Origin of the sequence: Roseovarius sp. MBR-6 (assembly GCF_040547525.1) — a bacterium.
GTDB lineage: Bacteria > Pseudomonadota > Alphaproteobacteria > Rhodobacterales > Rhodobacteraceae > Roseovarius.
On the sequence record NZ_JBEPPW010000033.1, the window covers coordinates 1 to 14,062 of the forward strand.

At 59.4% G+C, this 14,062-nt stretch carries 13 protein-coding genes; 5 read left to right on the forward strand and 8 right to left on the reverse strand.

What is annotated here, in order from left to right; translation table 11 throughout:
• Positions 1-239: 239 nt before the first annotated feature.
• The 3 genes from ABIE57_RS19300 to ABIE57_RS19310 all read right to left on the reverse strand — a co-directional run bounded on the left by ABIE57_RS19300 (position 240) and on the right by ABIE57_RS19310 (position 3,276).
• Positions 240-1,730 carry a tripartite tricarboxylate transporter permease gene (locus ABIE57_RS19300; RefSeq protein ID WP_354540668.1) on the reverse strand — a complete coding sequence of 497 codons (1,491 nt, stop codon included), beginning with the start codon at positions 1,728-1,730 and terminating at the stop codon, positions 240-242.
• The gene (locus ABIE57_RS19305) at positions 1,730-2,191 is read right to left on the reverse strand and encodes a tripartite tricarboxylate transporter TctB family protein (RefSeq protein WP_354540680.1); all 462 of its coding nucleotides are present in this window, start codon (positions 2,189-2,191) and stop codon (positions 1,730-1,732) included. Before ABIE57_RS19305 ends, ABIE57_RS19300 begins: the two co-directional genes overlap by 1 nt.
• 98 nt (positions 2,192-2,289) lie before the next feature.
• Entirely contained in the window at positions 2,290-3,276 is a 987-nt protein-coding gene (locus ABIE57_RS19310; RefSeq protein WP_354540669.1) for a Bug family tripartite tricarboxylate transporter substrate binding protein, read from the reverse strand.
• A gap of 176 nt (positions 3,277-3,452) precedes the next feature.
• On the opposite strand from ABIE57_RS19310, the gene ABIE57_RS19315 reads away from it, so the two are divergent.
• Positions 3,453-4,325, forward strand: coding sequence for a VOC family protein (locus ABIE57_RS19315; protein ID WP_354540670.1), 873 nt, complete (start codon positions 3,453-3,455; stop codon positions 4,323-4,325).
• A gap of 2 nt (positions 4,326-4,327) precedes the next feature.
• Here ABIE57_RS19315 and ABIE57_RS19320 read toward each other — a convergent pair whose 3' ends face one another.
• The 5 genes from ABIE57_RS19320 to ABIE57_RS19340 form a co-directional block, all read right to left on the reverse strand.
• The gene (locus ABIE57_RS19320; protein WP_354540671.1) at positions 4,328-5,092 is read right to left on the reverse strand and encodes an aspartate/glutamate racemase family protein; all 765 of its coding nucleotides are present in this window, start codon (positions 5,090-5,092) and stop codon (positions 4,328-4,330) included.
• A gap of 2 nt (positions 5,093-5,094) precedes the next feature.
• Positions 5,095-6,351, reverse strand: a complete 1,257-nt coding sequence (locus ABIE57_RS19325) for an NAD(P)/FAD-dependent oxidoreductase (RefSeq protein WP_354540672.1) — start codon at positions 6,349-6,351, stop codon at positions 5,095-5,097.
• A 62-nt stretch (positions 6,352-6,413) separates the two neighbouring features.
• Positions 6,414-6,824, reverse strand: coding sequence for an aconitase X swivel domain-containing protein (locus ABIE57_RS19330; RefSeq protein ID WP_354540673.1), 411 nt, complete (start codon positions 6,822-6,824; stop codon positions 6,414-6,416).
• Positions 6,817-8,082 (reverse strand): aconitase X, encoded by a 1,266-nt coding sequence (locus tag ABIE57_RS19335; protein WP_354540674.1) that lies wholly within the window; start codon positions 8,080-8,082, stop codon positions 6,817-6,819. The genes ABIE57_RS19330 and ABIE57_RS19335 overlap by 8 nt, the downstream gene beginning before the upstream one ends.
• A 3-nt stretch (positions 8,083-8,085) precedes the next feature.
• Entirely contained in the window at positions 8,086-8,904 is an 819-nt protein-coding gene (locus ABIE57_RS19340; RefSeq protein ID WP_354540675.1) for an aspartate dehydrogenase domain-containing protein, read from the reverse strand.
• A gap of 103 nt (positions 8,905-9,007) precedes the next feature.
• Between ABIE57_RS19340 and ABIE57_RS19345 the strand changes: the two genes are divergently transcribed.
• From ABIE57_RS19345 to ABIE57_RS19360, 4 genes are all read left to right on the forward strand, one after another.
• Positions 9,008-10,393 (forward strand): MmgE/PrpD family protein, encoded by a 1,386-nt coding sequence (locus tag ABIE57_RS19345; RefSeq protein WP_354540676.1) that lies wholly within the window; start codon positions 9,008-9,010, stop codon positions 10,391-10,393.
• A 77-nt stretch (positions 10,394-10,470) separates the two neighbouring features.
• Positions 10,471-11,166, forward strand: coding sequence for a GntR family transcriptional regulator (locus tag ABIE57_RS19350; RefSeq protein WP_354540677.1), 696 nt, complete (start codon positions 10,471-10,473; stop codon positions 11,164-11,166).
• Between the two features lie 38 nt (positions 11,167-11,204).
• A complete protein-coding gene (locus ABIE57_RS19355) occupies positions 11,205-11,945 on the forward strand; it encodes an SDR family NAD(P)-dependent oxidoreductase (RefSeq protein WP_354540678.1) in 741 nt (246 codons plus the stop codon).
• A 156-nt stretch (positions 11,946-12,101) separates the two neighbouring features.
• Complete coding sequence (locus ABIE57_RS19360; RefSeq protein ID WP_354540679.1) at positions 12,102-13,793, forward strand: thiamine pyrophosphate-binding protein; 1,692 nt, start codon at positions 12,102-12,104, stop codon at positions 13,791-13,793.
• Positions 13,794-14,062: the final 269 nt, after the last annotated feature.

Below are 14,062 nucleotides of genomic sequence, written 5' to 3' on the forward strand. Positions count from 1 at the left end.
TCTTGCTCATCTTCGCTCCATGAAGGCTACGATGAGCCGGAAACCCTCCGTTCCGCAATATGCCTAAACTGTCCCATGGGTGCTGACGTCAGACACTCTTGACCCCCGACGAGGTCCATACCAGCAAAACCGAACCCATGAGAATGGCAGCTTGATGTGAAACCCTGATCCACCTTAACCGGGCTGCATTCTGGTCGAAAAAGCGGGATCACCTCTATGCCGGATGGTCGTCAACAAGTTTACGAGCCGGTCTTGGATGCTTTGAACCGCAGGAAGTAGATGAAGAGTGCCGTCATGAGGTAAAGACCTATGCTGATCGGACTGGTGAAGAAGGTCATCACATCGCCGTTTGATGTGATCAGAGCCCGGCGCATATAGAGTTCGAGGTAGGGACCGAGGATAATTCCCATTAACATCGGCACCAGCGGATAGGCCATCAGTCGGAGTGACCAGGCGAAGATTCCGATCGCTAGCGCCATCCACATCTGGAACACAGAATAGGTCGAGGCGTAGGTCCCGACCATCGCAACCATCGCGATGAACGCATAAAGCACCCCTCGGTTCATACGCGCCAGCCAGATGTAATATGGCCCGAAAACCAGTACCGACAGAAAGACAAACACCGCCGCGACCATCAAGGCCGCGAACATCGGCGCGATGGTGGCCATTTCGCTAGTCAGCAATCCAGGCCCAGGCACAAGTCCATGAATGAGAAGCACGCCGAAGATGATCGCCGTGACTGAATCGCCGGGAATACCTAGTGTAAGCAAGGGCACAACGGCCCCACCACACATGGCGTTGTTGGCGGATTCTGCAGCCGCTAGCCCTTCGTGGGAGCCGCTCCCGTATTCTTCGGGTTTTTTGCTCACACGTTTGGCCTCGGCATAGGCCACAAACGAGGCCATCGAGGCTCCGCCGCCGGGCAGCATGCCGATCAGCACGCCAATGACCGAGCTTTTAATATAGGTCAGAAACCCGATTTCTCTTATGTCATTCCAGTCTGGCCAAAAATCCCTGTGTCGCACGTTGAAGGCGGGCGTGTCGGTGATTGCGCGGATCTTTGAGCCGCCCTGCAGCAATAGCTCGCAGATCGCAAAGAGGCCGATCACGGCGGGCAACAATTGCACACCCTCGATCAGGTTGGCGCTGCCAAAGTCAAAACGCCCCTGCGCCACCATGTTGTCAAACCCAACGGTTGAAATCATCAAGCCCAATGAGACGGCCACCACGCTCTTAAAGATGGATTCCTTGGCAACGATCACAACCGTAACAACAGCCATGAAGACGAGCGCAAATTTGTCCGGTGTGCGGAACATCAGGGCGAACTCGCTCATCGGGACGGCCACAAACATCAGGACCGCCGCGCCCAGCACACCTCCGATTGAGGACGCCAGCGCGTCGAGGCTCAGCGCCTTGGCACCATGTCCGCGCTTCATGAGCGCATAACCTTCCATCGTCGTGATTGCACCCGATGCCGCACCGGGAATGTTTATCGTAATTCCGGTGACGGACCCGGCGTAGATACCCGACATGAAGATCGCCATGACCATCACCAATGCATTGGTTAGCTCCATCGCAAAAGTGAACGGTAAAAGCAACGCAATGGCCAGAGTTGCGGTCAGTCCCGGTATTGCGCCAAAGACGAGCCCCATGAGGAATCCGCCTACGAGATACAAAAAGGTCTCGGGATTGGCGAGCGCGGCAAAGCCGCCCATCAAATCGGCGAACATCAGAAATACCCCTGCGGCAGAAAGAGATCGAAAAGAGTGACAAAGAAGAGCCAGCCGACCCCAGTGATCGCCACCGAGATCAACAACGAGGTTAGTAGCGCCTTTGCTGCCCCAAGCCGCTCCTGCTCAAAAAGCCAAGCCACACCAAAGGCGTAAGCCAGCGTCGCGTACCAGTATCCCAATGGTTCAAATGCCCAGACAAAGCCACAGGTCAGTAAGATAAGCGCAATGGTGCGCAAGCTGAAATTGGCATCATCGTCATCCTCATGCGGCGCCGTACCGCGCAGTTCCTGCACCAATACGCCAAGCGCGCCGATTCCAAGTGTGAGGACAAGGACTATCGGCATCAGCGCGGGGCCGGGTTCTCCGCTCGCAAAAGGCAACGGCAGTTCAATCGCCTGCTGAAGATAGGCCACGTCGATTGCGAGAAGGAAAAGCGCAAAAAGCGCTTGGCGGGTCATCGTCAATGGAAGCGCCTTTTTCGAAAGATTCACCTGTCATAAGACCTGACCGTGTAGCACGATCAGGTCGCTGTGTTTTCAAAGCCGTCGAAAATTGGTTATTCCAGCACGCCCTCGGACTTCAACTTATCAAGCAGCTTCAGCGCGCGTGTCTGTGTACGCTCGACATAAGCTTCGGTCTCGGCACCATCCATCCAATAGGCATTCATCCCGGTGTCAGCCGCTTTTTGCTGGAACTCAGGATTGTCATAGGCGGCCTTGAACGCGGTGGTCAGGGTTTGCTTGATCTCGTCAGGCGTATCTGCCGGCACGGCCAGCACGCGCATGCCGCCCCATATCACGTCATATCCCAGTTCCGCAAATGTCGGCACGTCAGGCAAGCTCGGATCGCGTTCCGCACCCATGACGGCCAACACTTGGACCTGACCTGCGTCAGCAGCAGACGAAACGGTGGCATAGCTCAGGCTTGCTGCATTATTCTCACCCGAAATAAGCGCCTCACGCTGTTCTGCGGATCCATTCGGGAAAGGAACATGGTTCAGTTCAACACCCAGTTGCTCGGCCATGTCGAGCGCGTGCAGGTGCCAGATACCACCAATACCCGAGTTGGAAACCGTCACCTCGCCCGGTGCTGCTTTTGCAGCGGCGATAAAGTCGTCCAGTGTCTTCCACCCGGTATCGGCATTTACCGCAAGCACCGTGGGATAGAGCGTCACATTGGCAAGATAGCTCAGCAACGCGGTGTCATACCCCGGCACGAGGTTTTTGTACGGCACGGTGATCATGCTATCCCAGGTCAGCGAACCGATGGTATAGCCATCCGGGCGCGACTTCATAAGACGCAGCGTTCCAACGCCAGACTGTGCGCCAGTAACATTCTGTGTACGGATGCCTACGCCAAGCGGCTCTTCGGCATATTGCAAAAAGGTGCGCATCACCGTGTCGGTGCCACCACCCGCGCTCCACGGCATGATGTGAGTGATGTCCTTATTGGGGAAATCCTCCTGTGCACTGGCCGCCAGCGTACCGGCGACAAGAATTGCAGCGCCAGTCAGAGCTGCGCGGAGACCTTTTGTGAAAGTCATATTGAACCTCTCAGTTGTGTTGGTGCGGAAATCTGGTGATCTAGGCCCGCAGCGTCATGACTTTTCCGCGAGAGCGAAACATCATTTGTATACAATACAATATACAGCTAAGAGTGCATTGCAACGGTTTTTTCCGCGACCCAATAATACAGGCCCCTAATGGCAGGAAATCGCCCATGAAAACAACTAATCTTCCTCACTCGAACGAGGTGTTTCTGGACCATTCCGGGCATTTTGTTGCGGACTCTGACAAGGCGCAAGCTGCGCTTGAAGAACTCGGCTTCACGGTCACTCCGTTTTCCGCTCAGGTCCAGCCTGACCCGCAAACTGGCAAGTCGCAGCTTACCGGAACCGGCAACATCTGCGTCATGTTGCCGGAGGGGTATATAGAGGTGCTCGTTCATACCGCCGACACGCCCATCGGGCGCGAATTCCTCGCAGCCCTTGATCACCGTGCTGGGCTGCATCTGGCGGCCTTTGGCGTGGTGGCTGCCGCCGAACGGCATAAAGAACTTTTGGCGGCGGGTCACAACATGCGCCCGCTGGTGCATTTCTCACGCGATGTTGAGACGGAAACCGGCGTCGAAAACGCCGCGTTTACCGTTGCCCGTCTTGCCGCGGGGGTCATGCCCGAAGGCCGCGTGCAGATTTTGACCCATCACAACGAAACCGCCATGTGGCAGCCGCGCTGGACGACACATGCAAATGGCGCACAGTCACTGAAAGCGATTTTGCTTTCATCACCAAACCCAGAAGAGACGGCCGCCCGGTTTTCCCGTTTCCTTGATCGACCTGCAAAGCCGCATGGTGCGGGCTTACGGATACCGCTCGATCGCGGCGCGCTCGAAATCCTGCCTGAGGATGATGCCACCACGCTTGTAGGCCACGCGACCGCTCCCGGTCGCTCCTGTTTCGTCGGCTTGCGGATAGGACTTGCGGATTTGTCGGTTCTGGAAAATCGGCCGGAAGCGCATTGGGTGGATGGCTCGCTCGCCTTGCCTTTTGGTCCTGCACTGGGCTCAGGTGTATGGCTACTTGACCCCGCCTAGCCTTAACCGTCGGGCGCAAAGCGGCGTGGTCGCAGACCGGCATGAAACCAGGTGACCATGGAATAGATATCGTACACTGGCAGCTCTGTCGCCGCCTTCACCGCCGCGCTGTAGGGCGACATATTCGTGCATTCCAAAACGATAGCGCCAACATTCGGGTGCTCGGCCACCAACCGATTTGCCGCCGCAACCACATCGACACAGGCCAGCGCCAGATCAAGGTCATCCTTCTCGGCCTTGATGATGGTGCGGTAAAACTCCATCCCGTCTTCGGTCCCTTTGACGGGTGTGTCGAGTGGCACTCCGATCCCTTCCAGATGCGCAGTAGTCAAACCGGTGCTGTTGATCGTCACGATCCCGCACCGTTTGCCCGGTGGCAGGGTCGCCTGCACCCAAGGGACCTGCATCATCGAAGACGTCGCCACCGGCACGCCCACAGCAGCCGCCAGTTCACGCTGATAGATTGACAGAAAGCCGCAATTTGTCGTGATCGCCTCGGCACCCAGATCCACGAGATCGCGTGCTGCATCGATGAAATCGTCGAGCAGCCCCCGCGCGCCGTCACAAACCACCCGATCAGGGCTGGCACCACGCACGATACGATAGATTACCGGGAACGGCCATGTTCCGGCATGGCCCATTTCTCCATAGGCACGGGCAAATCGCGCCTCAAGCATCAGGATGCCAAGCGGTGCGCCGTAAAGTGCCTTGCCGCCACGCAAAATATTTTCACCCGGGGCACCATAGGGTCGGATGGGGTCACTCATGGTCAGAACCTCGTGGCAGCAAAGGGGGTAAGATCGATCTCGGGCGGCTCGTCCGTAACCAGTTGCGCCGCCAGTCTGCCGCTGCGAGCGGAGGAAACAAGTCCGACGTGACCATGACCAAAGCAATGAACGACACCTTTGATGCCGCGCGCGCTTGCGATCACTGGCTTGCCGTCAGGCATACTGGGCCTTAGACCAAGCCAGACCCGGGCCTCGCTGACATCCAATCCCGGGAAAACCGCCCCTAGGTGCGCGCGCATGATCTCGGCCCGACGCCAATCGGGCTCGGCATCCGGGCTGGCAATCTCGACCTGTCCGGCGCAGCGGACACCAGTCGCCAGCCGCGTGATCACCACCTTGCGGTCGCTTACCATGACCGAAGTGGTTGGCCCCGGCAGGTTCGCCCCGCCTTCGACCGTGACATGATACCCGCGTTCACTCTCCAACGGCACCCGGTCGCCTGCCTGTTTCGCAAGCGCGGCTGACCGTGCACCGCTCGCAATTACCGCAGCATCGCAGGCGATCTCGCCCTGCGAGGTCTCAACTGCCAGCAACTTACCCCCTTCAGAACGAAAACCTGTCGCACTGGCGGCAATTCGGCGTACCCCCATCGTCTGTGCATAAGATACCAGCGCCGCGCAATATGCACCGGGATTTAGGCACTGCCCCGCCTCGGGAACATTGACGGCAAAGCGATATTCCTTGGCCAGTTCCGGCTGGCACTGTGCAAGTTCTGCAGCCTCGACCTCGTCGCAAGTGATCCCCAGATCACGCCGGATGCGCCACCCCAGACCGTCGGCCTCATACCCTGCCCGATCGCGATAGACATGCATCAGCCCGCTGCTGGCGTCTATCAACTCCGGCACGCCGGCACGTGTCGCCACCTCTTCGTGCAGCCGCGGCGCATCCTTCAGCAAAGCCCGCAACTCGCCCGCGATCTGGCGCTGCTTTTCCTCGGTCGACCCGGCGGCGAGATAGCGCATCAACCACGGCAGCGCTTTAGGGAGATAGGACGGCCGCACACTCAGCGGTCCGAGCGGATCACGCAGCCACTTTGGCACCTGTTTCCAGACGCCGGGTGACGAGGGCGGCGTCACTGAATGCGACGACAACCACGCCGCATTACCAAAGCTCGCCGCCTGTTCCCCGCCCGGCGGGCCGGGATCGACGAGGACGACACTCAGTCCACGCTCTCCAAGTTGCACCGCCGTCTGGGCACCGATGATGCCCGCTCCGATTACGGTCACGTCTGCCTTCATGTTCGCTCTCCTGCCGACCGCAAACCGGTCTTATCTCCGATTTGGCCGCGCCCTACACGACGTTAGCGCCGAATGATCTGCCCACTTTCGCCATCGACCTTTACCACGTCTCCATCAAGCAGTTCGAACCAGAAATCTCCGGCAGGCACGACCACTATCGGCACGTTGGCCAGCATCGCACCCTGCATCACCGACGGGTCCGGCATCTCTCGAAGGATCAATGCCGCCGGATGAGTGCTATGCACCTTGAGCTGATAGAGAAACCGCCACGCACCCGCAGACCCCCGACTGGCCGGTAGCGCCAACACACGCCCGGCAACGCAAGCTCCCAGCAGATCGCTGGAGCGCCCGACCACTTGACCCGAACGAATGTCGAGGTCGCCCAAGAACGAAAGCGCGGTCTGAGAAACAAGCGCCTTTCCCTCTGCCTGTCCTTTCACCACGCCGCGCGCCTGCCAGACCGTCTCAGCCATTACGCCGTCTCCGAGGCAAAAAGCGCCCGGTCACTGCCGATTCCACCGCCAATTCGCTGGTGGTAAAAAGAGTCGGGCACTGAATCATATCCCGGACATAATGTGCCTGTTTGGCGCTATCGACCAAGATCGTTCGCAGGGTCGGCGGTGCCACCTCGAGCACTGGATCGGGCGAGCAGGTGCAAGCAAAATGGCAGGAGATCGGACAGGTATCCGTCACCACTCGTGCGCCCGCCGCCAACATCGGTGCCAGCAGACCCGCATCGCGAGCCATCTGATGCACCGCCCGGCTGGTTGTGACCCAAAGCTCCACCCCTGGCGCAACACGACGCCCCCTGAGCAAAGCCGCATAATGCCTCATCTCCTCGAACGAGGCATGTGGACAGCCAAGATGCACGAGGTCGAAGCCGGTCTCTTCGCCGGTACAGAAATCATCGAAAACATGCGCAAGGTCGGTTTCGGTCACCTCGACCTCTGGCAGGCCCGCCACGTCTGCCTCTTCGCCAAAGGGTGGCGTTACGCCGGGCACGATGAACATCGCCACCCCGCCCGAGGTCGCCATGCCCACCCCCATCGCGTCAAGCTCATCCAACGAGGGCCGCGTCTGCAGGCCCCGGATCAACGGTACACCGCTGCCCACCGCCGTCCCGATGGCATAGCCGAAAGCGGTGAAATCCGCCGTACCGCACGGATGCGCGGTGACGGTGACACGATGTGTCGGCTGGCGATTGCGGTCCAGATGCAGGCCGAACCGCGGATAGCGCCCTGTCATCCCTGCATAGACCGCGAAGAACCCATCCCGGTTCGACCGCGCCCCCAGCACGGAATTTGCAAATACCGTCACCCCGCTCTCGATTGAGGCGATATGCATGTTCCAGGTCGGCCAGTAACCGGCCCAATAGGGCGTGCAGGTGAATGATGTCGCGCTGCCCATTGCGCGATGCGCGGCTTCGGCCCGTTTCTGCAAGAGGCCCAAAGAGTCCGGCGCACCAGTGCCTTGCCAGTCACCCATGTCGGCGTTCGCAATGTTGGTGGAGACTGGCACCACCATCCGCGCGCCCTGTTGCGCCGTGGCCTCAATCAGCTCCACGTCTCCCTTGTAAAGCGCCATGCCCGCGTGAACATGGGCATAGCCGATCTCGACCATATCCGGTGCGTTATAGGCCTCGCCCAGTTCAACCAACGCAGCCATGGCTTGCTGCGCCGCCTCGCCTTCGACACCGTCGAGCAGGGCAAGATCGCGATCAGACAGCTTCATGGCTCAGCTTCCTATCCGCAGCGAGGCATTCTCGCGGCGCAACGCAGCGAGGATGCTGAGAGCCACTACCATGCTAGTGCGGTTGTTCTGCGGAGAGGGATAGTTCTGCGATGTCATGTCGAGAGAAACCGAGCTGGCCTCAACATTCAGCGTGTGCCGTGCGCCCGGCAGCGTACCGTCGGCGTAGATCCGCACCCGGGTCCGGTCCAGCCCAATCCCGACTAGGCCCAGTGTCACGGCCACGTTGAAGTGGCGAGGAAAGTGCCCCGCTGCTTCCCGCGCGCTGCCCTCGAATATCGGGACGGGGCGCGTTTCGGCGGGGGCTAGGTCAATGCCATTGTCGTTGATGTAAGGCTCATGCGCTAAAGAGGCCGGGTTGATATACGACGTGAGGGTAACCGAAGCGATTTCATCCTCAGACGCCGCGCGGATGATGTCGAGCCCGGGCAAAGTGCCGCCCGCAATCTGCAACTTGGCACCGGACTGTTCCGCGATATCGATTAGGTCGAGGTTCACAGCGAGCGCCCCCACGCTTACCGCGATCACATGGCCGCCCGCGCGCAGGGTCGGCTCCACGACATCGCGAAACCCGTCATAGGTGGCACATTCCACGAGGATTGCATCGTATCGCGGTGCCTCGGCGGCCGATATAATCGGAACGTCCAATCCAAAACTCGCTGCTTTAGCTGCGGCCTTTTGCTTGTCTCGCGCCGCGATGGCGACGACCTGCAGCGTGCCCGTCGGGTCTACGTTCAGCTTGGCAACGATTTGCTGTCCGACATTACCAAAGCCTCCCAGTACGATCCGCGTCATGCCTGCCATGCCCTGTCTTCCCTATAATATCTTGACTGATTTTTGTACTCTGTCATGTATACAGGTAAATATGCAATTTAAATTCCTCCCCTTTGCCTCCTAAGGATCCGCCATGAGCGACCGCGCCCCTGTCACCCGCACACTTGCTGCATTTATTTCAAACTTCACTCCGGCGGCCCTTCCCGAAGAGGTAATGGCCTATACCCGCAAACTGGCCTGCGACGGAATCGGGGTACTCTTCGCAGCAACGCACCAGAGTGTGACGGCCGCACAGGGCATGGGCGATTTCGCAGAAGAGATTGCTGGCTCGGGTCCCTGCACTCTGATCGGGCGCGATCGCAAGGTCGACCCGGTCAGTGCCGCCCTCGCAAACGGAACATTGGGCTATGCCGCTGACTTTGAACCGCACCACCCCGAGGCGATCCTGCATCCGATCGCAGTGATGATCCCTACCGCACTCGCCCTTTCCGAGGCACAGAACCGCACCGGAGCCGAGGCGCTGGCCGCCGTGGCGCTTGGCTGCGAAGTGACCTACCGCGTCTCGATGGCGCTGAACCCGCGTGAATTGTATGACCGCGGATTTCACCCCTCGGCCATCGCGGGCAGCTTTGGTGCTGCCGCCGCCTCCGCGTTTTTGCTCGGACTGGATGAGGAACAAACCGTACGGGCGCTCGGGTTGGCGGGGTTGCAAACCTCAGGGCTGCTGGCGTGGCAGGATGACCCGCGCGAGGACGCCCGCCCATTTCAGATGGGACTGGCCGCACGCAATGGCGTGATGTCAGCGATGCTGGCGAAGCGAGGCTTTGGCGCTCCGGACCGGATCTTTGACGGTGGTCACATGATGCTGGACGCCTATAGCGGCGTCGCCGATCCTGCGCCGCTGACCTCGGGCCTTGGCACCGAGTGGGACGGGGTGATGGAATTAGCGATCAAACCCTACGCCTCGGTGTCCTTCCTTCATCCGGCACTGGACGCACTTGTCGGCCTGCTTGAGACGCACGCGCTGACCCCTGCCCAGATCGACAAGATCAGCCTGCGCTTTGCCGATGCCGGTGCGCATTGCGTCGATGACAATCCGCTCAAGGGCCACTCCGCACAATACATCCTGCCGGTGCGCGCGGGGATGGGGCGGCTTTCGTTTCTCGACCTCTTCATCGACCGGCGCGAGACGGAACCGGAGGTCGCACGCCTTGCGGCCAGTGCGGAAGTGATCCGTGATACCGGCACCTTCAATGACGCGTTTCCGGATTTCTACATGGGCGAAATCATTCTGACGCTGACCGATGGCCGCACGCTTTCGGCGATCTCAAAGGTGGCACGCGGTTACCCGGAACAGCCCCTTTCGCAAGCAGAACTCGACCACAAGTTCAAAGACGTCACCGCTACCGTTTGTTCGTTGCCCCGGCGCATGGCGCTAGCAGAGGCGTGCGAAACGCTCTACAGCGCGCCTGATGTCAGCACCCTCACCGCCTTGCTGGCTGCTGCTCCGGATGCCTGAGACGGGTGGCCCGTTGACGTTTAATGGCTACAGTGCATACAGTTTAGAATACATAACAAAATCCGAGACCCCGGTCGATGAGCAAAGACAAAAAGACCACGGCGAGTGTCCACCGTATGTCATCATCCCACCGCGCCCATGCACAGCTGCGAGAACAGCTTTTGCGCTCAAAGTTCCTGCCCGGGCAAAAAATCAATGAAGTCTTGCTGGCCAGCGAGTTGGCGATTAGTCGCACGCCTCTTCGTGAGGCATTGAATCGACTGGTGGCAGAGGAGCTACTGGTGGACAGAGAGCGCGGGTTTTCGGTGCCGGGGCTCGAAGCAGACGTGGTCATCGATCTCTTCGAAGCCCGGGTCGAGATCGAATGTGCTACGGTTCGGCTGGCCTGCGAACGGGCGGAAAAGGCGGAGCTGGAGGCTTTGTCCGATTTCCTCACCGAAAGCATGGCGGAATCTCCAGATGCTTCGGTCGATCGGCTGATGGAACTGGATATCCGCTTTCACGACACGATTGCTGAGATGGGCCGCAACAAGGTGCTGCGGCAGATGTTGTCCAACCTCAACGATCGTATTCACCTTATCCGCTGGATCGCGATGGAAGGTCGTCGCAACTACACCCAAAACGAACACCGCGAGATTCTCGATTATATGCGCGCGGGCGACACCGAAGCGGCGATCGGCGTCATGCGCGAGCATATCCTGCACCGCAACGAAGACATTCTTGTCGCGATCAAGGCTGCCTATGGGTATGTCTATACTCGCGTGACCACCTGAGCCCATTCGCGGGAGCGGGATTTCAAAAAGGTAATCTAATGACCCGATACATCATCATCGGTGCCGGCTCCGGTATCGGCGCGGCGCTTGCCCGTCATCTGGCCGCGCCCGGCACCGACTTGTTGCTTCATACCGGCTCAAATGCAGACCGTTTGGCCCGTGTCGCCGCGTTCTGCGAGAATGAAGGTGCGAGCGTATCAACCTGCCTCGGCCTGACCGATGACCCGGCGCTGATCGACACTATCACCGCATGGCTGGATGCGCTGCCAGAAGGCGGGCTGAGCGGCCTTGCCTTTGCTGCGGGATACGCCAAGTTGGGAACAGTTAATTCAACCGACCCGGCGACATTGCGTGCTGCGCTCGACGCCATGCCAATGGCTTTTCAACGCCTGTGCACCTGCGTCACACCAAAACTTGCGGACGGCCGTGGCCGCATCCTGTGTGTGAGTGCCTTTGGCGCGCACCGCTCCAAAACCCACAGCTACGCCCCCACCGCGCCTGCCAAAGCCGCACTTGAGGCGCAGGTCCGTGTGTTTGCCGCCAATCTTGCCCCACGCGGTATCACCGTGAATGCGGTGGTGCCTGGCTTCATCACGAAAGAACACGGCACGCCCTCCTCTCTGACACCAGAGCAATGGGCCGATGTCACGGCAAACATCCCCATGGCGCGACTTGGACAAGCTGCTGAGGTCGCGGCGACTGCGGCGTTTCTGTTGTCGGAACCCGCAGGCTATGTGACTGGCCAATCATTGCATGTAAATGGCGGCCTGACACTCTGATCGGCGTCATTTGGCACATCGAACCTTGGACATTCCAGTCCGCAAAGGAAAGCGCATCTCGGCCATTGCGTCTTGTCGACGCATCTGTATACAAATAGATATACAAAATTTCGACCAGACGCAATGTCGCCTCGCGCGGACTAAGGAGAGACAGTTATGGAAAACACGCTCAACGGTGCCGAAGCCATGGTACGGATGCTGGAGGCTCAGGGTGTGGATCACATTTTTGGCCTCTGCGGCGACACCACCCTGCCCTTCTATGACGCGATGCACCTGCTGGATCACAAGATCAACCACGTGCTGACCCGCGACGAGCGCAGTGCCGGCTACATGGCTGACGGGTATTCCCGCGTCACCGGAAAGCCCGGCATCTGCGAGGGCCCGTCCGGGGGAGGTGCGACCTATATTCTACCCGGTCTGATCGAATCCTCAGAAAGCTCTTACGCCATGCTAGCGATCACCACCGACATCTCTGTTTCGACCTATGGCAAATATCCCCTGACCGAAGTCGACCAAGAAGCGCTGATGCGCCCGCTTACCAAGTGGAATACGGTGATCAAGCAATCCGCCCATATCCCCCGCATGGTCCGCGCCGCCTTTCGCGCGATGACCACCGGGCGGCCTGGGTCGGCCCATCTCGGCCTGCCCTATGATATACAGTATGACAGCGTTGATCCGGCCGATATCTGGGCCGATCCCAAGACAGCCACCTATCCCGCCTATGCCACCGGAACCGATACCGGCTCGATTGAGGCCGCGGTCGATGCGATCCTGTCGGCCAAGAGTCCGCTGATTGTGTGCGGGGGCGGCGTGGTCGTCGCGAGCGCAATGGACGAGCTCAACAGAATAGCGAGCCGGCTTGATATTGCCGTGGCGACCTCGATTTCCGGACAGGGCTCGCTGGCCGATACGCATCCAAATGCGCTCGGCGTCGTCGGTTCCAACGGTGGCACGGACGAAACCTGGGAGATGATGCAAGCTGCAGATCTCGTCGTGTTCATGGGATGCCGTGCCGGGTCGACCACCACGGCCAGATGGGAGGCTCCCAGTGTCGGCACGCGGATCGTACACTTTGACGTGGATCCCATGGTGATAGGTGCCAACCTACCCACCGAGGTTGGTGTGGTGGGTGACCTGCGCATGTCGTTGCAAATGGTAAACGCAGAACTCGACCGCCGCGATCAAGGCCTTTCGACCTTTGGTGGTGCCGCCGCCGTGGCCGATATCAAGCGCCGCAAATTCGAGATTTTCGACCGCATTGCAGCTGAGGAGAACCGTCCGATCCGTCCCGAACGCGTGATCTCGGACCTGATGAAGGTTTTGCCACCAGATGCGACCGTCGTTTCGGACCCCGGCACCTCTTGCCCTTATTTCTCCGCCTACTACCAACAGCAGCTTGCCGGGCGCTATTTCATCACCAACCGCGCGCATGGGGCGCTCGGCTATTCGCTGGCCGCCTCGCTGGGGGCTTGGCATGGTCGACCCTCCAGCAAGACTGTCGCATTGATGGGTGATGGTTCCTTTGGCTTCACTGTTGGCGAATTGGAAACCGTGTGCCGAGCTCGAGCGCCGATTACCTTCGTCGTTTTCTCCAATTCCAACTTCGGCTGGATCAAGGCAAGCCAGATGGCCGATAAAGGTTCGCGCTATTACAACGTCGACTTTGGCCGGGTCGATCAGGCTGCCGTTGCAGCGGCCTATGGCGTGAAGTCCTGGCGCGTCGAAGACCCCGCCGATCTTGAGCGAGTCCTGCGCGAGGCCGTGGAGCACGACGGACCCACACTTGTCGATGTCGTCATCCAACCACTCGAAGAGGCAAACGCTCCCGTTCGTCGCTGGATGGGATGAGACGGCATTGCCAAGTTGTTTGGCTGGGGCTGAGATGCTTGACGTTGGTGGGTCATGGTTTCATCGCAAGGGCGTAATCTGCCCATAGATAGGTGGTCGCGGAAATTTGGACCAGTTGTTAAGGTGGATCGCCTGACGAGAGAGACGATCCGAAATGACAAAGAGAAAAATGCATATACCACGAGTCATCGGGAAACCGGGTTTCGAGTTGACGCTGGAAAGCCAAGCGATTCAAAAGGGGCCATGATACGGTCCGGTTTCCTTGCCCA

What these genes read in the sequence shown, in the direction of transcription:
- ABIE57_RS19330 (WP_354540673.1), bottom strand. Translation starts at nt 6,824, where the DNA reads ATGGCTGAGACGGTCTGGCAGGCGCGCGGCGTGGTGAAAGGACAGGCA.
- ABIE57_RS19345 (WP_354540676.1), top strand. Translation starts at nt 9,008, where the DNA reads ATGAGCGACCGCGCCCCTGTCACCCGCACACTTGCTGCATTTATTTCA.
- ABIE57_RS19340 (WP_354540675.1), bottom strand. Translation starts at nt 8,904, where the DNA reads ATGGCAGGCATGACGCGGATCGTACTGGGAGGCTTTGGTAATGTCGGA.
- ABIE57_RS19300 (WP_354540668.1), bottom strand. Translation starts at nt 1,730, where the DNA reads ATGTTCGCCGATTTGATGGGCGGCTTTGCCGCGCTCGCCAATCCCGAG.
- ABIE57_RS19325 (WP_354540672.1), bottom strand. Translation starts at nt 6,351, where the DNA reads ATGAAGGCAGACGTGACCGTAATCGGAGCGGGCATCATCGGTGCCCAG.
- ABIE57_RS19310 (WP_354540669.1), bottom strand. Translation starts at nt 3,276, where the DNA reads ATGACTTTCACAAAAGGTCTCCGCGCAGCTCTGACTGGCGCTGCAATT.
- ABIE57_RS19320 (WP_354540671.1), bottom strand. Translation starts at nt 5,092, where the DNA reads ATGAGTGACCCCATCCGACCCTATGGTGCCCCGGGTGAAAATATTTTG.
- ABIE57_RS19355 (WP_354540678.1), top strand. Translation starts at nt 11,205, where the DNA reads ATGACCCGATACATCATCATCGGTGCCGGCTCCGGTATCGGCGCGGCG.
- ABIE57_RS19350 (WP_354540677.1), top strand. Translation starts at nt 10,471, where the DNA reads ATGAGCAAAGACAAAAAGACCACGGCGAGTGTCCACCGTATGTCATCA.
- ABIE57_RS19360 (WP_354540679.1), top strand. Translation starts at nt 12,102, where the DNA reads ATGGAAAACACGCTCAACGGTGCCGAAGCCATGGTACGGATGCTGGAG.
- ABIE57_RS19305 (WP_354540680.1), bottom strand. Translation starts at nt 2,191, where the DNA reads ATGACCCGCCAAGCGCTTTTTGCGCTTTTCCTTCTCGCAATCGACGTG.
- ABIE57_RS19335 (WP_354540674.1), bottom strand. Translation starts at nt 8,082, where the DNA reads ATGAAGCTGTCTGATCGCGATCTTGCCCTGCTCGACGGTGTCGAAGGC.
- ABIE57_RS19315 (WP_354540670.1), top strand. Translation starts at nt 3,453, where the DNA reads ATGAAAACAACTAATCTTCCTCACTCGAACGAGGTGTTTCTGGACCAT.